The sequence below is a fragment of the Ktedonosporobacter rubrisoli genome, assembly GCF_004208415.1.
Classification (GTDB): domain Bacteria; phylum Chloroflexota; class Ktedonobacteria; order Ktedonobacterales; family Ktedonobacteraceae; genus Ktedonosporobacter; species Ktedonosporobacter rubrisoli.
Map to the genome: position 1 here is coordinate 1,931,382 of NZ_CP035758.1, position 18,711 is coordinate 1,950,092.

The window sequence follows — 18,711 nt, forward strand, 5'->3', positions numbered from 1 at the left end:
CCATGCCACCCAAAAGTATAGCTCTCATACTAATCATCTTAGTCTTCTGTGTAGCATGCGGCTCAGCAGATAATCAGCAGCCGACCAGCATATCCCAGTCAGTAACTGTTGAACTGGATATATACAGTGGGCAACCAAATCCTACCTGGATGCTCACTACACAGGAGAGAAGCGAGCTAGTAAAGCGTTTACAGAAGCTTCCTACATTGTCGGCCGTTCCTTCAGTAGACAACCTGGGCTATCGCGGCTTCCTGATTCACAACCCCAGCAACGAATCGGGGATCGGGACTGAAGTGCGTGTGTATCAGGGGAGCATTATTATTACCGATCAGGGAAACAGCAGGGCGTACAAGGATAGCCATGCACTTGAGCAATGGCTGAAGGAACAAGCGAGCGTCCATGGACAGGCAGATGTACTCAAGGCAGTGACGCCGTGATTTTGAGCGCTGCTGCTTCTCATACGTTTACAAATGCCCAGATATGTGTCTTCAAGGTTCGATTGCCGACTTTCTAAGTCATTGCTCGCTTAGTTCTGATATGTGCCCTTGTTCTATGCTCTGACTGGTAGATGATGCATATAGAACAGTAGTTAAGCAACGCAGCCTCTCGTGTAAAGCGAATTGACGACTAGAGAATCCTGTTTGCCTGTGAAACCTCGCCACGGATGGTTTACAAATCCTGGCAATGACGTTGACCGATGCCCACCACAGCTCTCTGTAAGGAGATTTTTCCTATTTTCCGAGCCAATCATTGTCATTGGAGGGGTATATCCAGTAGCATAGCTGCAAGGAGAGTCGTGATGGCAAAGGATGCCCGTAGATCCCGGCTCCTTTGCTTCTCTATGCTTCCATGTTGATTTTTGCGGAATAGCTATCAAGAGTCCTGTGACACTGCTACGGAGCAATGGCAAGCTGCGCAATGCGGTCATAGGCAGGAGAGAAAAAGCCGTCCCGTGTCCTTGTTTCATCCCTGGCTTCCCTCTTGACAATCCATGGTAAGGAGCCTTATTATATAAATAGATACTAAGCCGCCTTACTAATAAAGAAGAGAGGGATGTTATGGAATTTACGCTACACAATTTGCCCAACCATCAAGCGGTGGAGCAAGTTCTGGGACCTCACGCTGCTATCCAATCTTCCTCCATCGAAACTTACCTCCTGTTCCTGCGCGTGGCTAGCGATGTGTTTGCTGCACAACAGAAACAGCTTGCCTGCTTTGGTCTCTCCGATGGCAAGATCAGTGTGCTACTCCAATTCCTCCTTGCCGCTCCAACCCCACTCTCCCCTTCCCAACTGGCGGAGCGTGTGGGGGTGACCCGTGCGACGATCACGGATCTGGTTGCTGGCCTGGTGCGGGATGGGTGGCTTACCCGCGAGGCTTGTCCACAAGATGGGCGCGTGGCACTGCTTCATCTGACAGAAACTGGACACAGGCGACTTGAGCAAGCGTTGCCTTTGCACTTCCAGCGCATTCAAAACCTCATGCAAGCACTCGACTCGCAGGAGAAGCAAGATCTGGTTCGTTTACTCACCAAGATCAGCCAGAATCTGAGTGCCTTGCAGGACCTCTAAAAAATTTTCGAGGAATAGTAAGGAGGCTTAGTAATCTGTTGATCAATTTGTTATGGCACGGTTGGAGAAGAGCGAAGGGCTAGCCTTCACTGTTCTCTCCATCAGAACGCACAAAAAGGAGATATTCTATGAAACTGGCGTCCGAAGAGCGTGTAATGGCGCTTGATCCTGTCTTCGGCCAGATGGGCATCGAAGCTGGACGTTCCATCTGGAGTATCGAGGAACTGACGATGAGGGAGAAGACCTTCCTCTGCCTGGTTGCTGATGTATGCCACCCTCATCTTGGTCTTCCTTTCGAACTGCATGTTGGAATGGGGATGAAGCAGGGCCTCACTCTAGAAGACTTTCGGGAAGTGTTGCGCCACCTAGGTCCCTACGCTGGCTATACCGCCTGCGCCATGGCCTTTGAACGCTTAATTGAGATTGCCAGGCAGATGGGCATAAAGGAGCCCCTAGAATCGCCGCGCCCCGAAGCGGATGTGGCGCTTGCTCCCGGTTATCCCACCGGCGTTCTTGACGACCTGCGTCAGCTTGATGAGACATTTGCTGCGTATGTGGCATCCCATGCTCATCGCGTCTTTGGCCGAGGAAGATTGAGCCGCCGAGAGCGGACTCTCATCTGGCTAGCTGTTGACGTGCTCTACCAGACCCTCGATGCCTCTTTCCTGGCCCATGTTGACCTGGCATTGCAATCGGGGGTCAGTCGCCAGGATCTTCGTGCCGTGTTCCGCTTCTTGGCTGAATTCGGGCTGCCAAAAGCCTGGCGTGGATTGCACGCCCTCAACAACTACTTCGGTCGTTTACCGGAGACCAGGCAGTACGGACCCATTGCAAGCGAGATCGAAGTGATGGATTATCAGGTCAAGTCCATTGCCGAGAGAGATGAGAGCGGACTCTCCTTGATCGAGACTCGTTTGCTTGAGAAGTTTACGGGGGGACTCGTTGGGATGGGCTGGGCGGATCATGTGCGTGTTGTGAGTATAGATGGCAGCGCCACCTTCACTGGCGTTGAGCGTATTAAGGGGACGCTCGATGGTCTAACTGGCTCGTTTACGCTTACGGCCACTGGTTCGACAGATAGCGCGGGTATGGTGCATGGCAACTGGGAGGTGGTGCCAGGCTCTGGGACGGGCGAACTGACTAGCCTGCGTGGACACGGTGAGTTCACTGCTCAGGAACATCACGCCAGCAACACAACCACCTACTGGTTTGCATCGTAATCTCTTCCTTCCTCCCTGCTCTGAAGAAAAATGGAGCGGGGAGAAAGCCACGATGGAACAAGTAGAGCTTTATCCATCCTTAAAAACCTCACTGGCTGCTAGTGAATCCTTTTTGCCTATATCTCATTTGATGGTGTCTCTGATAACCAGCGCGGCATGTTGGGCGTCGGCAACGTCTGGGATTTTATAGGTAGAGCTTTCCAGCAAAAGTAATGCATCAATTATTCTTGCCAGTTTCAAACGTTCTGCAAAACCTTTACTTGTGGCGAGTGATTGACCGTAGGCGGCGGCCAGCCAGTTTATTGAGAATTCGTAGTTATCCCAATAGTTCCAGCGAACGAAATCTCGTACGGGATCACCACTATGAACGGCTCCCCAATCGATAATACCGGTAATGCTATCGTCATTATCCACAAAGATATGATCTGGCGTGAGGTCATAATGCAATAATACAGGTTGACGGATGGCAAAAGCTCCAAGATATCGTAGTTCCTGCCACACCTCGTCAAAGCGAGGAGCCCCAAGCGTTTTGAATGTAGCGAGGGCCGTGTCGAACTTTTCGGCGTCTTCTTGCAGGGCGAGCAGCCACTCTTCAAAAGAGTCATATGTAGCGTAATGTGGTGTAGTAATTCTTCCCCATCCGCATGCCGACACTGAATGAATAGCAGCCAGAAGTTCGCCGGCCTGCCCAGTTAGTCTTGTTGCTCGCTCTCGCCCCACCTTTCCTTGGGCCAGCAGGCTATCCAGCGGTTCGCCTGTCAATTTCTCTTGAATCTGATAGTAGATCGCTTCATCCCCCTCAACCTCCGAACCCTGTGCCAGAATGTTAGCCACAGGAACTCCGCGGCGGCTTACTTCCTGCATGGCCCATCGTTCAACGGCAAATATATCATAGCCAACCCCTTTGGCAATGCGAAGGATATACGATCCCTTCTTGAGGTCTATCTCATAGACCTCGTTCGATTGTCCTTTGTTGATAGGAGTAAGCTGCTCAAAACGAGTGCCCATGGCTTTTCGCACGATCCTCTCAAGAGTGCTGGTGCTTGTAGTATGTGTGCGCTGAAACTGTTCCTGCTGATGATTCACAAGATATCCAATCTGTTCAGATATATGCTTACGGTAGCCAAAAAGTGTTCAATTAAGTCAGAGATTATCCCTTTCGAGATGCTCGCTATTATAAGTTTTACAACCTGATTTATTAAGTCTAAGGTGTAATTTTATCAAATCTGGCAATAAGTCATTAATCTGGGACCTGGCTAACTCAGCAGCCGTTAGTTAAGCCTCCATCGCTTGTGATTAGCATTCCCAAATAGAATTTTTGGACAAGAAAGCAAGATTGAGCGAAATTATGACGGAAAGTGTCATATAGCAGGGTATATACTCCTGAAGAAATACCTCGCTTCCCGTTTCAAGTGGGACGACAAGAGCAATTGTAAAGATGAGCTATCTTTTCATTTTATTGCTGTATGTATGAGAGAATCAGGAGAAAAATTACCATGGTGAGCCAGAAAGAGTTAACATCGGTCTTTGCATCGTTAGCGCAAGAGCATGACTTGAGTGGGTCTGTATTGATTTCTCAAGGTGGAGAAGTAATATTTGAGAAAGCATACGGGTATGCCAGCCGGCAGCTGAAGGTACCAAATGTTCTCCAAACAAAATTTCATATAGCCTCTATGTCAAAAATGTTTATTGCCATGGCAGCCCTTATTCTCTATGAGCAAGGGCTGCTTGAACTTCAGGAAAGGCCTGCAACCTATTTGCCGGCATTGGCCGCGCTCGATGAAAAGATTACACTGCATCACCTCTTATCCCATACTTCCGGTTTAGAAGAGATTTATGACATTTCCAACTTGCACTTTGAAATGCATAAGCTCAAAAACGAGAAGGGTGAGCTCCTCAACTATCTGCTAAAACTGCCGCAATTGTTTCGTCCCGGCGAAGGATGGCACTACAGCAGTACCGGCTATATTTTAATGGGCTATCTGATGGAGAAAGTGACAGGTTTAGCATTTGGCGAATTGATGAAGCGCTACGTTCTCACGCCTCTCTCTATGACGGACACAGGCCACGATCTTCCCCGCAGGATTAACCCCGGTCGCGCCTATGGCCATACGGTTAAGAATGGCGAGTTAAGCAACGCCGATAACGATAGATTGAGTCTATTTGAGGAAGCGCCTGGTGAGCTCTATTCAACCGTGCAGGATCTCAAGAAATGGTGCGATGCAATGTTTGACTGTCCGCTTGTTTCTCCACAAACCCTGAAATTGATGTTTACGCCTTATGGGCAGGTGAACCCTCCTCTGCATTATGGCTATGGATGGTTTCTGGGTCCTCACTTCAGAATGCATGGCGGAGCAACAGCCGGTTTTCTCGCACGCATCAAACAATATCCAGCGCAAAAAGTGAGCATCGTTCTGCTCTTTAATTCTGATCATATGAGCCTGGATGTAATACTCGATGCGCTTGACCCACTTATCGATGGGTAAGATTATCATTTGTGGTAATTCTCATAGTTCATATACACGTATTTTCTCTATATACCGATCCATCTTTCTCATTACTTGACAGGTATCCCAGGCTCAGGAGCTCAGTGGATATCTAGAGGAAAAGCTAACGCAAGCCGTCATTACTGCGCTGGCCTTTTCTCTGGCGTCGTCCAGGCTAACGCGGCAGCTAGCAGACCAATGCTTCCCATTACTCCCCAGCATAGTAATGGGGAGCATTGGAGCAGTGCGCCGCCCAGGGCAGGCCCGATAGCAAAACCCAGGCCCGTGGCAACCCAGAGCAGACCCATATATGTGCCTCGCTGGTGGGCTGGGGCCATCTCTGCGCCAAGCGTATCATAGGTCGGCGCGAAGACCATTTCGCCAAGCGTAAAGGCCAGAACAGGGAACACGAGCCATAGCGGGGCCGTGATCAAGCTGCATAAGCCTGCCGCAACTGCAAGGGCCAGGCAACCTGTCGCGATCATTCCTCCTGCTGGCACGCGGAATAAGGCTGTTGATAAGGGAAATTCCAGTATCGCTATGAGGATACAGCTAAGCGCCATCAAGCTGCCATAGAGCAATGGGCTTCCTCCCTGGCGCGTGAGGTAGACGGCAAACGTAGTGAATTGCTGGCTAAAAACAGTGGTTGCGCATAAACCCGCGAGCCAGAACCTTCCGAAGGCTCCGTTGCGCAGAGGGGCCAGAATTTGTTTTAGATGCATGCCTGGTACTTTCTCAGGCATTGTTTGCTTAGAGCCACGCGGGAGAAAGATCAAGATGAGCAGAGCGAAGAGCAGAGTAGTGCCGGCATCGGCAAGGAAGAGTGGAAAGAAGGCGATCGAGGCCAGAACCCCACCAATAGCAGAACTGAAGGTTCCGCCAACATTGATAGCTGTGCGTAAGAGCGAGATAGCCTGCCGCCTCTGGTCCTCCTGCACGAGATCCATCACCAACATACCGGCTAGCGGGCGCTGCGCCTCGCTGGCAATACTCCAGCAGAGTACCATTATTGCCAGCCATAGCAGAGAGACGAGAAAGGGAAGCGTCAAAATAAATACGCCGGAAATGGCTAAGCAGAAGGCAAATAGATATTTACGTGGTACATGATCAGAAAGAATACTCATGAGGAGCGAGGCTAGAATGCCACCGATGCCAGGAAGGGCTACAATTAGTCCAACCAGGCTTGGCTGCAGGTGGCGTACGGAAATAAGATAGATCGAGAGGAAGGGCAGAACTACCATGCCCATACGATTGATTAAAGTTCCTCCCCACAAAATCCAGAACGCTCTATGAAGTGTAGAGAGACTCAAGCGCAATTGAACTAGATAACGGGACAGCATAGATAGTTTTCTCCGGGTCAATGGTTTCATCAGTTTAGATTTATTTTGATCTATTTTAGACCTCTGGCAATAAAACTGATTCTGGTTTTTCATGAAGGGAAAAAGAAGCCATTAAGGCTTCTTTTGGAATAAATTATAGCATATGAAAATCCAGACTCTTTAATTCGTCGCACGAAGAGAAGAGCTTGGCCGCCTGCAAATTGCTTTAGTCAGGCCTGATGGCTACGATCTCTTGTCACGAGAGGTATACTTTGTTGGACTATACAGCAATGGCTCTGACAGCCATGTGCCAGGCTCATTCGCTGTTGGATATGCATACGGGCGGTGGAGGGCGATTGACCCAACTTTTTGCCAGGCAGCCTGTAGCCATCATGCGCCCGGCTGGCGTGAGGAATAAAGCCTTAGACACTGTAATCGCGCTGAAGGAACAAAACTGCTAGCAGCGCAATTTGTCCCTTCAAGAGATCAATTTCCAACAAGCATTCTGAAGTCAGGCCATGTATCAGGAGTATACAACAGGTCGTCCATTGGCAAACACATTCCCCTCAAAGACGTTTTCCGGTCCACCCATATAAAAATCGGTCACCGGGCCATAATAGCCAACCTGGGGATAATGTTCGGGAGAGAAAACGTTGTTCAAGATCTTCACGTTCTTGGAAGTGGTACTTCCCCCTCTCTCTCCTCCATACAAGGTATAGCTTCCTCCCGCCAGCCAGTTATCCTCCACCGTAACATTCGAAATTGAATCGGAGTCGGGGAATAAGGAGAGCGCGCCCGAAGCTGTCTGCTCGTCAAAATTGAGCAGCGTATTATGAATAACGCGTAAGCCCTGAGGGCTGCCACCCTCGGACATGAACGCATTTGTATGCGCATTGGCCACAGAGGCTACATCATGGACATAATTATCATGAACATACCCAGCGCCTAGATCAATGGCATCCTGCCAGGAGGTGAAATTGCTATTTGCCACCTCCACATAACCATAGCCGAAGTTCGTGACTGCATATTCCCCTTTTCCGCTTGTTTGTTGCCCAATAAAGGTACAATGCAGAATTTTGAGATTACTATAATTCTCGCGCAAGAGAACGCCCCACCAGTCCGCAGATGTAATGCGACTATTCTTGATGGTGACATTATTGGCATAGATATCTAACCCCCCGTTGATATCTACCCTATCAAGCACGGTTCCATCCTGACGGATCTCAGAGCTACCCGTGTATGGAGTAAGCTTTGTACCCATCGGTATGCCAGTATTTCTAGCATTGGGGAAGCCACATGCACTCGCACTACTACAAGGGCCGTGAGCTGTATTCACTAGAGTAGATGTAGGGTGGGCGCTTGCATTGGTAGACCTGGACACCATAGACGTAACTGCCACCAACATCACAAGGGCAACAGCCATCGTCGTAAGAATTCTGGGATGACGCTTTATCCTGGAAAAAGGATGACGGGTACCTGGAGTTGATGAGGTGCTTGAGAATGTCTGCGTCACATCATCAGAGTCAGCACCTGGCGATTGAGGCTTCTTTGTCTTCAATTTCAATCTCCAAACATACTTTTTTTGCCTTTCCATGCAAGGCCCTTTCCTCAGCCTATAGTTACCTTGCTAGCACAATCACACCGGGTTCGTTCCACTTTTTTACAACAGGTTATTCAAGGCAGGTTCTGAGCTTGCATAGCATATCAGGCTTATAGCAATATTTACATTTAAAAAGGATTAAGTCAATAAAATAGTACAATTACTACCATTTGGTCCCAACTATGAGTACTACCATTTGCCTCTGTAAAGAAGTTCAAATAGGACACAATACGTTAAAAAGCTCTGGCCAAGCAGGCGGTTAGCTTGACAATGCCGATGCTGTACGGTACCCTTACTTAGACTGCTTTTAGCTGATCTCTCTATATGGCTTGAAGATACTGAAGTAGAGCCAAATCAAGTAACAGAAAAGGCATTGCAATACTATGACCCGGATGTATGAGGAGCCTGTGAAAAGAGCAGGCAAGCAAGGTGTTACCGCACTGTTTAACCAGCACTTTGCCCAGGGTCGTATTATGCCCTTTTTCTGGCATTGGCTGAGTTGAATCAGGCGAGAAAAAGCAGAACATACCTGGCCGTGGGCAGACAAAACATCGCGCTCACGGCCTTTGTGTTTGCTGTTTCCCCTCTCTTAAAGAAAGCTGATAAACGCAAGCTGTAAGCGCATCCCCACGGCTTTTTTATGGCTTATCGAAAGAAGAGGAAAACAGATGACACATTTTCAAGACGATCATGCCTTCTTTGAGTACCTTCTGCATGAGTACAATCAGCCCTTCAGTGGCTGGGATTTTTCCTACCTCAAAGGCCGGCGCGAGGAGCTCCAGCATAAGCTCGCCTGGGACTACACAGCAATAGCCCTTACAGCTATGCGCCAGGCTCAAGCGCTGCTCGATATGCATACAGGCGGCGGAGAGCAACTGGCTCGGCTTCTCGCACAGCAGCCTGTCGCCGAAGTGTATGCTACTGAAGGCTATCAGCCCAATATAGAGCTTGCCCGTCAGCGCCTGGAACCGCTAGGAGTGAGCGTCTCTGCGGTAAACGATGCTCGGTTGCCTTTTGCCGACGAGCAGCTCGATTTGATTCTCAATAGGCATGGGGACTTCGCAGCCCACGAAGTAAAGCGCGTGCTCAAATCTGGTAAGCTTTTCATCACGCAGCAGGTCGGTGATCAGACCAATCGTCGTTTGCATGAAGTGTTGGACCCGCCAGCGCAGAACAACGCTTCTGGACGGCCAGCCTGGAATTTGTCATATGCTGTACGCGAGATGCAAGAGGCTGGTTGGCACATCCTGGAACAGCGAGAGGATACTTTCACAACGCGCTTCTACGATGTTGGTGCTATCGTCTATTATCTCAAAGCCATCCCCTGGGAGATACCTGGCTTCTCAGTTGAGCGCTACTTCGAAAGGCTTCTCGCGGTCCGCGATCTTATCGAGCATGAGGGGCCGCTTGATGTAGCTTTCCATAGCTTCCTAATAGTGGCGCGCAAGCCATAGCTGATGAATAGCGGGTAAATAACTCACCTGCGCTTTTTCTATTGAAGTGGATACCCCTTCTACGGGGCAGATGAACAAGGTAAAACAGTAAATTGGACAATTTACCCTTGACGTAGGCAAGATTGAGGACTAGAATCCGAATATCTGAAAGAATTATTCGGAAATTCGGATTCCCTAAAGGAAGGTAAGTGCTAAAGTTGAAAAAGAATTCATTGACTCCATTTCAACTTCCAGTTCAGGCCAATCGCATTCTCGATGTTGCTGCTGATCTGCTTATGAAGTGGGGATATAAGCGGGTCACAGTGGGAGATATTGCCAGCCAGGCAGGCTTGAGCGCTGGCACGCTCTACGAGTATTGGAAATCTAAAAAAGCCATCTTCGAAGCTGTGTTGTTACGGGAACTGCTCTCTATCTGGAACGAGCTGCTGGAAGTGATCGAGGCCGATCCCAACGAGGTATTATTGCATCGCCAACACTATACCTTGCAAATCCTGCTTGGGAGGCGTCCACTTGCCCGCGCCTTCTTCAGCGGCGATAGCACATTATTGGAAGAGCTTGCCCTCAAGCCTGACGTGAGCAGCCAGCAACTTGTTTCGCCAAAGGAACTACTTCTCTGGCTGCGCGGCCATGGATTGGTGAGAACTGATAGGGACCTCTCCTTGCAAGCCTATACATATGGCATGATCATGACCGGTTCTACGCTTGCCGATCCTTTTCTCGCCGGCGAAGAGCAGTTGTCGGTAGAGGAAAAGGCTGAAGCGCTGGCCCAGCTGATACGTGACGTGTTTGAGCCCAGCATCCTGCCATCTCCTGGAGAATTGCGAGAGAGGATAGTACCTGAAGTTAAGCAATTTTTTATGCGCTTACGCGATTTGTGTCAGGAAAGAATAGAGGAGCGCCTGGTTATGTCACAAAAGAGTTCAGAACAGAAGGGATAAAGAGCATGCTTCTTGATACCTATCTTCCCGCTTATCACTTTCATGAGGTGAATACGCTCATGATAAATGGCGAGGCTAAACAGATCTATACGGCCATCAAAGAGCTTGATTTCACAAGATCGAAAGTGCTCACTGCCCTCTTTACAATGGGCGGGCTGGTACGCGTTCCTCATACCAGATTGACCCTTCAAGGCTTTCTCCACAATGGTTTCAGCTTGCTTGAAGAAAGGCCTGGTGACGAGATGGTTATTGGCACCCTCTGGCGCGCTCCTTTACCACCCCTACGAATCGAGCGGCCGCCCAGGATGTCAGCAGAAGCTTTTTTACAGTTTCATGAGCCAGGATATGCTAAGCTGGCCTGGAATTTTTCTCTGCATCCCAGTGGCAAGAAACAGGCTATAGTCAGAACGGAGACGCGCGTCTACTGTCTTGATCCGAAGACAAAACGACAGTTCTCGTGCTACTGGTTGCTGGTAGGTCCGGCGAGCTATGCGACGCGTTGCATAATGCTGCAGCTGGTGCGCGAAGCTCTGCTTCAGGACAAAGCTGAGACTTCTCGATAAAGAACTTCAAATGTAGCGGCTGTGGCCAGCCGAATAGCTCTGGCTGGCCTCTTCCTTCCTCACTTTAGAAATATCTCTTAGAATGCAAGTTGGTAGAAGCTGGTTGAGGAGGCTTTTTGTGTGTTATGATCTGATAAACAGGAGGCGAACAATACGGTTGATATTAGAACAAAATGAAGAATACGTTCATTTAGAAAGCACAAAGCATGAAAGAAGCCATTGACTCACTTATCTACCCATTACTTACCAAATATGCTCATATTGGAATCGTTGTGGGCATCATTGCTGGGAAGCAGACGGCTGTCTTCGGCTATGGCAAGGTCAACAAGGCGTCTCCAGCGATTCCTGAAGGGGAAACGCTCTTTGAGATTGGTTCAATCACGAAGGTCTTTACGGCTCTCCTTCTGGCGAATATGGTTGAAGAGGGATTGGTTTCTCTCGATACACCTGTGCGTGCGCTCTTGCCAATGTTTCCCAATCTCCCTGAAGAGATGACACTGCTGCGGCTTGTTACTCACACCTCAGGCTTGCCACGCCTGCCTGCAAACTTTTTCAGGTTTGCCGGCTGGAAGCCGCGCAACCCCTACGCTAACTATTCTCCAGCACGTTTGTATGCCTACCTTTCCAAGTACAAAGCCCCTCCAGAGCCTCAGAAGCCGCCCTCCTATCTCTATTCCAATCTGGGGTTTGGCGTGTTAGGACAAGCCCTTGGGCAAAAGCTCGGGACCTCATACGAGCAGGCAGTGATCGACAGGATATGTGCTCCCCTTGGTCTGTCCGATACTCATTTCACCCTCACCGCCGAGCAACAGCAACGGCTTGCCGCACCTCATACTGCCAGGGGTAAGCTCACGCTGAATTGGGATTTTGCAACGATGGCTGGAGCGGGCGCTCTTCGGTCTACAGCGCGAGATATGCTTCGGTTTTTGGCAGCCCATCTTGGTCAGTTTTCCACTCCATTACAACCGGCACTGGATCTTTGCCTGAAGATCCAGGTCGAGAAACCTGTTCCGCAAAGCCAGTTGCTTGGCGTCGCATTGGGCTGGCACGTGAGTGCAACAGGCCAGAAACCAGCTCGGATCTATTGGCACAATGGAGGGACAGGAGGTTATAGCTCTTTCATGGGATTTGTCAAAGAAGGTGGGCGCGGAGTCGTGATCCTATCCAACTATGGATTGACGAGCGAGCCAGAGATTGATCAACTTGGGATGGCAGTTTTGAAGCTCCTCTCCCGTACTACCTACGGCAAGCACGAACTGGAGGATAGCTGAAAGCACGGTGCGCAGCTCTCCCCAAGATTCTATATTGGCGATGTAGCCATTTTAGCTTGTTCATCACCCGACAATAATAGATTGGTGCGCATTACTCTGCTGCATTTCCCTTGTTGAACCTGACTTTCCTGATCTTTGTAGAAGAGAAAACATTGGCCTGGAAAAAGTGACGTGCGCTGTTGCCATACTGTTGTCACTAGCTTCTGGCATACTGGGAGCATCAAACAGAGATGCGAATGAAGCAATAAAAAAAGGAGCCAGAAAAGATGTTTAAAGGTTTGAATTTTGTGTTGGCGCATGTTCCCTCCATTGCCGCAGTGCTGCCCTTCTATACCGAGAAGCTGGGTTTTGAGGTTGAGCTTCAGATGCCAGATTTCGTTCAGTTTAAGCAGCCTAACGGTCAGGGCGCCTCCTATGCACTTTCGGCCGAAGGGCCTGCTGAGCCAAAGTCGAGCACTGAGCTGTGGTGGTTTGTCGATGATGTCGAGGCCAGCCTGGCGCAGCTGCAGGCGCGAGAGGTACCTATTGTCGAAGGCATCGCCGATATGCCCTTCGGACGTACACTGACGATTGCCGATCCGGCTGGCAACAAGCTTTATCTGTTGCAACTAGCTCAACAGTAGCTCGGCTTTCATCCTGGCAACTCTCGGCTGCGGCCAAAGCTAGCAAGGAGGAAAGGCGTCCTGTATCACGCGCCTTTCCTCTCTCTTCAACTGCTATTTTAAGCTATGAACTCCCGGGCAAAGCGGCGCAAGGTCTCAAGATCAGTGCCTGCGACAAAACGCAGTAGCAACTCTTGCACACCTGCCTCCGCATAGGCCTCCAGGCGACGACGAAGCGTAGCCGGACTGCCGATCAAGGCTGTATTGAGCCTGTCGCCGAGGCGCGCTTTGAGTGCGGCTGGAAGTTGGGCCAGGGCCTGTTCATCGCTCTCAGCCAGCAGACAGAGCGTGCTTGTCGTACGCCGGATACTCTCATAATCCCGACCCAGGGCCTCACAATGCGCCTTGAGCACCGTCAGCTTTTGCCGCACACTAGCGGGATCGTTACCGATGTTGCAGGCATCGGCATATCTGGCTACAAGCTTGAGCGTGACCTTCTCGCCGTCGCCGCCGATCAGCAGGGGAATATGGGGCTTCTGCACGCCTTTTGGTTGGTTGATAGCTCCGTTAATTTGATAATATTTCCCTGCAAAGTGAGCCTCTTCTTGTGTCCACATAGCCAGAATGATCTGCACAGCCTCACGCAGCTGCTGTAGACGTTCCGGGGCTTCGGGATAAGCATAGCCATAGGCCCGGAATTCGTGTTCGTACCAGCCGGCCCCGATGCCAAAGTTGAGGCGGCCATGTGAGAGCACATCCACGGTACTTGCCATTTTAGCTAGCAGGGCTGGATGGCGATAGTTATTGCAAGTGACCATCTGGCCGATGCGTATGCTTCTGGTCTCACGGGCTAGAGCGGCTATGCTTGTCCAGCATTCAAAGGTAACTTCCTGGGAAGGAGTGGGTGTCGTATGAAAATGGTCAACCAGCCAGGCGGAAGCAAAACCTAGCTCCTCGGCTGTTTGCGTGACCCTGATCATTGTTTCGCCGGCTTCCATCGGCTCTTTGATGTGGGCAAGCTCCATAGTCCAGCCCTGGGGAACAAGCAAACCAAACTGCATTTTGCTCTTGAGTGGAGAGCGCATAGAACTTTTATCCTCCTTACAGTTTTTCACAGATTTTTCTTATGGTTGTCGGGTGCTGTCTCGACCTCTTTATGCAGCGCGATCCCTCCCGCAACGAGGAGTATGCCAATAATTTCTAATGTACTGGGGATCTGATGTAAGACCAGAACTCCGATAAGGGCGGCGGAAGCTGGCAGGAGTGAGAGGAAGAGGGCAAAGGTTGCGCGCGGCAAGCGCGCCATGGCGAGCTGATCGCCCACATATGGAATGACCGATGAACAAATACCCACCCCTATACCGGCAAGAATGAGGAGCGGCTGAGTCATAGCTGGCAGCGCTCCTGTGAAGCCAAGGGGAGTAATAGTAATGAGCGCGATAAGCATTGAAGCTCCCAGGCGATCAATCCCGTTGAACTCTCCATCCTGAGCGATCCGGTGACCAAGGATTACATAGAGCATAAAGAAGGCACAATTGGCAAAAGCAAATACGAAATCGAGAGGTTGTCCGGCAAAGCGTACATCAGTCAGTAGCCAGCCGCCCGCGGCGGCGAGCACCAATGCGACAATGTTGCGAGGCGTACGCGCACCTAGCGCGGCAAGAGTGATCGGACCCAGAAATTCGATGGCTCCAACCGTTCCTAAAGGGAGGTGCGCAATAGCCAGGTAGAAACAGACATTCATCAGAGCTAGAACGATACCCAGCGCCAGTAGGATACGCCTCTTGGCCCAGGGCATGTTTAGCAGGGTGCGCCAGGGATGCCGCCAGAGTGCAAAGATCAAGGCAGCGCTGGCGATGCGAAACCAGGCCACACCTAGAACTGAAATACTAGAGAAAAGAAGGACCGCACACGCGGGACCAAGATAGTGAAAGACTGCGCTTACCAGAAAGAATACATGTGGTGGAATTCTGGCCACCATACCAGTTTTTCTTGTCTGAAACATCTTTTCCCCTTACACAGATTTCATGCTCACGTATGATACAATGATACAAGAGAAAATCGCGAAAATACATGCCAACTTTAAGGAGATAAACCGACCATGGCTCAAGATTTAAGGGAAAATCGGCTATTTACTTATACGTCGATCCACAAGGAAATTGACCCGATCAATAGACGCGTGCTTGAAGAGTTGCAGCGCGATCCGCGCTTAACTATGTCCGAGCTGGGGCGCCGGATTGGCATGTCGTCCCCGGCCGTAACGGAGCGTGTCCATCGTCTGGAAGAAGCCGGCGTGATTCGCGGCTATCGGCTGGAACTGAATCCTGCCGCGCTCGGGCTACCGATAGCTGCTTATGTGCGCATTCGACCAAATCCCGGGCAATTGCCTAAGATTGCAGAGCTGGCCCGGCAGATTCCCGAGGTCGTAGAATGCCATCGCGTCACTGGCGAAGATTGCTTCGTTCTCAAGGTATATATCCCGGCCATTGAGCAGCTTGACCGTATTCTTGACTGTTTTCTCCTATATGGCACAACCACAACCACGATTATTCAGTCTTCACCGGTTCCTCTTCGCCCACTACCTTTGCCTGAAAACTCTTCTGGCGAGGAATAGATAGCAAAAATATGGCCGGCGAGGGCCGACCAGCCTTCTATCTTTTGCGTAACGCTCTATCAGCGTTTAGCTAGTGAAGCTTATAGCATGCGGAAGGACGTTGCCACAAGAGAGGTTTTGTTCGGTAATGACGAACAGGCGCCTTGACAGGAGAAATTTTTTAGACTACGCTCAATAGAGATGAAAGGTTAGATCTCTGCGCATTGATATGCTTTAGCGATGGTAACGGCTTGAGAACTGAAGGTTCTTCAATATGTTGCCCGGCTTCCCCCTTGATCTAACCTCTATGGCGGTCTTAAGGCCTCGTCCACAAGGAGGTTTGCCCATGTCATCTCTTAACCCGCAGTCGCCATCTTCAAAAAGTTATCAACAACAACTCTCGCGCGCAATCGGTGTCCTCGGAAATATTTGTATTAGTGTGTCAGCGATTACTCCTACGGCCTCTATCTTTATTATTGCCCCTGTGGCATTTAACTTGCAGGGAAGTGGAGCCTTTCTGGCCTTCGTGATTGCCGGGATTATCGGGCTGGGTATGGCCATGTGCTATAGCGAGCTTGGTTCGGCATTTCCTGTCGTTGGTGGACAGTATTCTATCGTGGCCCGCGTCCTGGGGCGCTTCCCTGGTTTTCTAGCCTTTGCCGATTATTTAACCCTTGCCGTCTTTGTGCCAAGCTCGATTGCTCTTGGGGCCGGTCAATATGTTGCCGTGCTTTTCCCCAACTTAACTGTCAACGCAAATCTGGTTGGGGCTATTATCATGCTTGCCACCACCCTGATTGCCATCTTATCTATTCGCGCCAATGCCTTTGTGACGGGCATTTTTCTGGCAGTTGAACTGTTAGCCGTGGCAACCGTTAGCGTATTAGGCCTGGCAAATATCCATCAACCCTTAAGCATTCTCTTCTCGCCGCAGACCGTCAATGCCCAAGGCGCGCTTTCTCCCCTCGCTTTTGGAGCCCTGCTAGCCGGAGTCTCAACAGCGATATTCGCCTATAACGGTTATGATGGCCCAATAGTTTTCTCGGAGGAGATGACGGGGCCGCGCAGAGGAATCGCCAGGGCTGTACTCTGGGCACTGGGCATCTCTATTGCCGCCGAGCTCATTCCCGTGACGGCTGCCCTGCTGGGCGCACCCTCCCTCAAAGAGCTTATCCACTCGAACACGCCGATGTCCTATGTGCTTAGCGCGCTGGGCGGCCCTTTACTCAATACGCTGGTCACAATTGGCGTGCTCTGCTCTATCTTTAATGGCAATATTGCGATTATACTAGGCTATGGAAGGGTTATCTATAGCTCGGGACGCGATAAAGCCTGGCCTGAGCCGGTCAGCGGCTGGCTGGAGCTCTGCCATCCAAAGCTTAAGACGCCTTGGGTAGCGACTGCCCTGGTGGGTGTGATTGGAACCGTCCTGACGGCTCTTTCTAGCGTGGCGGCTCTTGTAACATTTACCGGCGTGTTGCTGGTTGTGCTCTATGCGCTGGTGGCGCTTTCTGCCCTGGTGAGCCGCTTTACGCAAAAAGATCTGGTCAGGCCTTATAAGATGCCGCTGTGGCCACTATGGCCGCTGATTGGACTGATCGGCTGCATTGTGGTCTTTACGCAGCAGGCGCTAAGCGATATGGGGATTTGTGCGGCAATTCTGGTAGTGGCGGCAATCTATTACTTTTTCTATCTACGTCCACGCCAGAAAACACACTGGGTTATGCTCGATCCGACCTATGGTGATGACGAGGAAACCACTGCGGAAGATCCGCTAATCAAGCCGACAGCTGGAGGAGAAGCGCAGACCAGCCTATAGCTTTGAACATAATAAGGCCAGGAGTCGGGGGCTTAGCGCATTGGGTAGCTGATAGAAGCAGGGAGCGCCGTTTGAGGCCTGTGAATAGACCTCGGCAACAGTAGCGTATTGACCTTGGAGGTATTTAGAGTAATATGAGAGCTCGTGATCTGGGCATCACTATTGGGACTTTGCAGCCCGGTCCCCATAACGCAATTACGGATGTAGCGGGTGTGCGCGTTGGCTTTACAACGCTTGTTGAGGGAGAAGGAGCACTTAAGGTTGGTCATGGGCCGATCCGCACGGGCGTGACAGTTATTATGCCCCACGAAGGCAATGTATGGAGGGAACCACTCTTTGCTGGCTCACATCGCCTCAATGGCAATGGCGAGATGACCGGCCTGGAGTGGATCAAGGAAGCCGGCATGCTGATGTCGCCTATCGGCCTGACGAATACCCACAGCGTAGGCGTTGTGCGTGATGCCCTGGTCTCTCACGCCGTAGCCAGCCATGGAGCGCAGGATGTCTTCTGGGCCTTACCGGTTGTGGCCGAAACATATGATGGCCTCTTGAACGATGTTAACGGTCTGCACGTTAGACCTGAGCATGTCGCGCAGGCCATTGCCTCCGCCTCCTCTGGGCCGCTGGCTGAGGGAAATGTAGGCAGCGGCACAGGCATGATCTGTCATGGCTTCAAGGGTGGCATCGGCACTGCTTCGCGGCGCGTCAATGCTGCAGCAGGTGGCTATACAGTGGGCGTACTGGTACAGGCAAACCATGGACGGCGCGAACGCTTGCGGATTAACGGTATCGCCGTTGGAGAAGCTATCCCAGACACGGAAGTGCCAGTGCCTGACCTGCCTTTCTCTTCGCAGCAGGTCAGAGGCTCGATCATTGTGGTAATCGCTACCGATGCGCCCCTTATTCCAACTCAATGCATGCGCCTGGCTCAGCGGGCCGGATTAGGTATCGCGCGCACTGGAGGAGTAGGAGAGCATACCAGCGGAGATCTCTTCCTCGCTTTTTCTACGGCTAATCGCGGCATCCCGGCCAGCGAGTATAGCGATAACAGCCCTTTGACGGTCCCGCTTACCATGCTTTCGAATACGTATATTACCGATCTCTTCGATGCTGTAGTAGAGGCAACGGAGGAAGCTATTGTCAATACCCTGCTCGCTGCTACGACCTTGAGCGGCCGGGATGGCATTACTGCTTATGCTCTGCCTCATGCTCGTCTACGTGAAGTAATGCAGCGCTGAGCTGGCACAACTGCGAGGAGTGGCTTCTTGAAAATAT

General features: G+C 50.8%; 18 protein-coding genes. 13 read left to right on the plus strand and 5 right to left on the minus strand.

The features are described from left to right. The first annotated feature begins 2 nt into the window (after nucleotides 1–2). The 3 genes from EPA93_RS08920 (at nucleotide 3) to EPA93_RS08930 (ending at nucleotide 2,791) form a co-directional block, all read left to right on the plus strand. On the plus strand, nucleotides 3–437 hold the full coding sequence (locus tag EPA93_RS08920; RefSeq protein ID WP_129886718.1) for a hypothetical protein: 435 nt from the start codon (nucleotides 3–5) through the stop codon (nucleotides 435–437). A 621-nt stretch (nucleotides 438–1,058) separates the two neighbouring features. Beyond that, entirely contained in the window at nucleotides 1,059–1,571 is a 513-nt protein-coding gene (locus EPA93_RS08925; RefSeq protein WP_129886719.1) for a MarR family winged helix-turn-helix transcriptional regulator, read from the plus strand. Between the two features lie 128 nt (nucleotides 1,572–1,699). Then, complete coding sequence (locus EPA93_RS08930; RefSeq protein WP_129886720.1) at nucleotides 1,700–2,791, plus strand: DUF3224 domain-containing protein; 1,092 nt, start codon at nucleotides 1,700–1,702, stop codon at nucleotides 2,789–2,791. Nucleotides 2,792–2,914: 123 nt separating this feature from the next. Here EPA93_RS08930 and EPA93_RS08935 read toward each other — a convergent pair whose 3' ends face one another. Then, entirely contained in the window at nucleotides 2,915–3,799 is an 885-nt protein-coding gene (locus tag EPA93_RS08935; protein ID WP_129886721.1) for a phosphotransferase family protein, read from the minus strand. Between the two features lie 488 nt (nucleotides 3,800–4,287). On the opposite strand from EPA93_RS08935, the gene EPA93_RS08940 reads away from it, so the two are divergent. After that, complete coding sequence (locus EPA93_RS08940; protein ID WP_129886722.1) at nucleotides 4,288–5,277, plus strand: serine hydrolase domain-containing protein; 990 nt, start codon at nucleotides 4,288–4,290, stop codon at nucleotides 5,275–5,277. A gap of 140 nt (nucleotides 5,278–5,417) precedes the next feature. Here EPA93_RS08940 and EPA93_RS08945 read toward each other — a convergent pair whose 3' ends face one another. Beyond that, entirely contained in the window at nucleotides 5,418–6,710 is a 1,293-nt protein-coding gene (locus tag EPA93_RS08945) for an MFS transporter (RefSeq protein WP_129886723.1), read from the minus strand. A gap of 161 nt (nucleotides 6,711–6,871) precedes the next feature. Between EPA93_RS08945 and EPA93_RS08950 the strand changes: the two genes are divergently transcribed. Beyond that, nucleotides 6,872–7,057: a hypothetical protein gene (locus EPA93_RS08950; RefSeq protein WP_129886724.1), complete on the plus strand. Its 186-nt coding sequence runs from the start codon at nucleotides 6,872–6,874 to the stop codon at nucleotides 7,055–7,057. 62 nt (nucleotides 7,058–7,119) lie between these two features. Here EPA93_RS08950 and EPA93_RS08955 read toward each other — a convergent pair whose 3' ends face one another. Then, nucleotides 7,120–7,857, minus strand: coding sequence for a hypothetical protein (locus EPA93_RS08955; RefSeq protein WP_129886725.1), 738 nt, complete (start codon nucleotides 7,855–7,857; stop codon nucleotides 7,120–7,122). Nucleotides 7,858–8,864: 1,007 nt separating this feature from the next. Between EPA93_RS08955 and EPA93_RS08960 the strand changes: the two genes are divergently transcribed. From EPA93_RS08960 to EPA93_RS08980, 5 genes are all read left to right on the plus strand, one after another. Beyond that, nucleotides 8,865–9,650, plus strand: a complete 786-nt coding sequence (locus EPA93_RS08960) for a class I SAM-dependent methyltransferase (RefSeq protein ID WP_129886726.1) — start codon at nucleotides 8,865–8,867, stop codon at nucleotides 9,648–9,650. Between the two features lie 197 nt (nucleotides 9,651–9,847). Further along, nucleotides 9,848–10,588, plus strand: coding sequence for a TetR/AcrR family transcriptional regulator (locus EPA93_RS08965; protein ID WP_129886727.1), 741 nt, complete (start codon nucleotides 9,848–9,850; stop codon nucleotides 10,586–10,588). 5 nt (nucleotides 10,589–10,593) lie between these two features. Next, the gene (locus EPA93_RS08970; protein ID WP_129886728.1) at nucleotides 10,594–11,151 is read left to right on the plus strand and encodes a hypothetical protein; all 558 of its coding nucleotides are present in this window, start codon (nucleotides 10,594–10,596) and stop codon (nucleotides 11,149–11,151) included. 206 nt (nucleotides 11,152–11,357) lie between these two features. Continuing rightward, nucleotides 11,358–12,422, plus strand: coding sequence for a serine hydrolase domain-containing protein (locus tag EPA93_RS08975; protein ID WP_129886729.1), 1,065 nt, complete (start codon nucleotides 11,358–11,360; stop codon nucleotides 12,420–12,422). A gap of 266 nt (nucleotides 12,423–12,688) precedes the next feature. Beyond that, the gene (locus EPA93_RS08980) at nucleotides 12,689–13,045 is read left to right on the plus strand and encodes a VOC family protein (RefSeq protein WP_129886730.1); all 357 of its coding nucleotides are present in this window, start codon (nucleotides 12,689–12,691) and stop codon (nucleotides 13,043–13,045) included. 98 nt (nucleotides 13,046–13,143) lie between these two features. Here the strand turns inward: EPA93_RS08980 and EPA93_RS08985 are convergent, their stop codons facing one another. After that, entirely contained in the window at nucleotides 13,144–14,109 is a 966-nt protein-coding gene (locus tag EPA93_RS08985) for an LLM class F420-dependent oxidoreductase (protein WP_242527358.1), read from the minus strand. Between the two features lie 26 nt (nucleotides 14,110–14,135). Continuing rightward, on the minus strand, nucleotides 14,136–15,029 hold the full coding sequence (locus EPA93_RS08990; RefSeq protein ID WP_129886731.1) for an EamA family transporter: 894 nt from the start codon (nucleotides 15,027–15,029) through the stop codon (nucleotides 14,136–14,138). 96 nt (nucleotides 15,030–15,125) lie between these two features. On the opposite strand from EPA93_RS08990, the gene EPA93_RS08995 reads away from it, so the two are divergent. The 3 genes from EPA93_RS08995 to EPA93_RS09005 all read left to right on the plus strand — a co-directional run bounded on the left by EPA93_RS08995 (nucleotide 15,126) and on the right by EPA93_RS09005 (nucleotide 18,674). Next, nucleotides 15,126–15,638, plus strand: a complete 513-nt coding sequence (locus tag EPA93_RS08995; RefSeq protein WP_129886732.1) for an Lrp/AsnC family transcriptional regulator — start codon at nucleotides 15,126–15,128, stop codon at nucleotides 15,636–15,638. A gap of 325 nt (nucleotides 15,639–15,963) precedes the next feature. Continuing rightward, nucleotides 15,964–17,436: an APC family permease gene (locus tag EPA93_RS09000; protein ID WP_165422972.1), complete on the plus strand. Its 1,473-nt coding sequence runs from the start codon at nucleotides 15,964–15,966 to the stop codon at nucleotides 17,434–17,436. Nucleotides 17,437–17,570: 134 nt separating this feature from the next. Beyond that, nucleotides 17,571–18,674 (plus strand): DmpA family aminopeptidase, encoded by a 1,104-nt coding sequence (locus EPA93_RS09005; RefSeq protein WP_129886734.1) that lies wholly within the window; start codon nucleotides 17,571–17,573, stop codon nucleotides 18,672–18,674. The last annotated feature ends 37 nt before the right edge of the window (nucleotides 18,675–18,711 follow it).

What these genes read in the sequence shown, in the direction of transcription:
- EPA93_RS08920 (WP_129886718.1), top strand. Translation starts at nt 3, where the DNA reads ATGCCACCCAAAAGTATAGCTCTCATACTAATCATCTTAGTCTTCTGT.
- EPA93_RS08925 (WP_129886719.1), top strand. Translation starts at nt 1,059, where the DNA reads ATGGAATTTACGCTACACAATTTGCCCAACCATCAAGCGGTGGAGCAA.
- EPA93_RS08930 (WP_129886720.1), top strand. Translation starts at nt 1,700, where the DNA reads ATGAAACTGGCGTCCGAAGAGCGTGTAATGGCGCTTGATCCTGTCTTC.
- EPA93_RS08935 (WP_129886721.1), bottom strand. Translation starts at nt 3,799, where the DNA reads ATGGGCACTCGTTTTGAGCAGCTTACTCCTATCAACAAAGGACAATCG.
- EPA93_RS08940 (WP_129886722.1), top strand. Translation starts at nt 4,288, where the DNA reads ATGGTGAGCCAGAAAGAGTTAACATCGGTCTTTGCATCGTTAGCGCAA.
- EPA93_RS08945 (WP_129886723.1), bottom strand. Translation starts at nt 6,710, where the DNA reads ATGAAAAACCAGAATCAGTTTTATTGCCAGAGGTCTAAAATAGATCAA.
- EPA93_RS08955 (WP_129886725.1), bottom strand. Translation starts at nt 7,857, where the DNA reads ATGGGTACAAAGCTTACTCCATACACGGGTAGCTCTGAGATCCGTCAG.
- EPA93_RS08960 (WP_129886726.1), top strand. Translation starts at nt 8,865, where the DNA reads ATGACACATTTTCAAGACGATCATGCCTTCTTTGAGTACCTTCTGCAT.
- EPA93_RS08970 (WP_129886728.1), top strand. Translation starts at nt 10,594, where the DNA reads ATGCTTCTTGATACCTATCTTCCCGCTTATCACTTTCATGAGGTGAAT.
- EPA93_RS08975 (WP_129886729.1), top strand. Translation starts at nt 11,358, where the DNA reads ATGAAAGAAGCCATTGACTCACTTATCTACCCATTACTTACCAAATAT.
- EPA93_RS08980 (WP_129886730.1), top strand. Translation starts at nt 12,689, where the DNA reads ATGTTTAAAGGTTTGAATTTTGTGTTGGCGCATGTTCCCTCCATTGCC.
- EPA93_RS08985 (WP_242527358.1), bottom strand. Translation starts at nt 14,109, where the DNA reads ATGCGCTCTCCACTCAAGAGCAAAATGCAGTTTGGTTTGCTTGTTCCC.
- EPA93_RS08990 (WP_129886731.1), bottom strand. Translation starts at nt 15,029, where the DNA reads ATGTTTCAGACAAGAAAAACTGGTATGGTGGCCAGAATTCCACCACAT.
- EPA93_RS08995 (WP_129886732.1), top strand. Translation starts at nt 15,126, where the DNA reads ATGGCTCAAGATTTAAGGGAAAATCGGCTATTTACTTATACGTCGATC.
- EPA93_RS09000 (WP_165422972.1), top strand. Translation starts at nt 15,964, where the DNA reads ATGTCATCTCTTAACCCGCAGTCGCCATCTTCAAAAAGTTATCAACAA.
- EPA93_RS09005 (WP_129886734.1), top strand. Translation starts at nt 17,571, where the DNA reads ATGAGAGCTCGTGATCTGGGCATCACTATTGGGACTTTGCAGCCCGGT.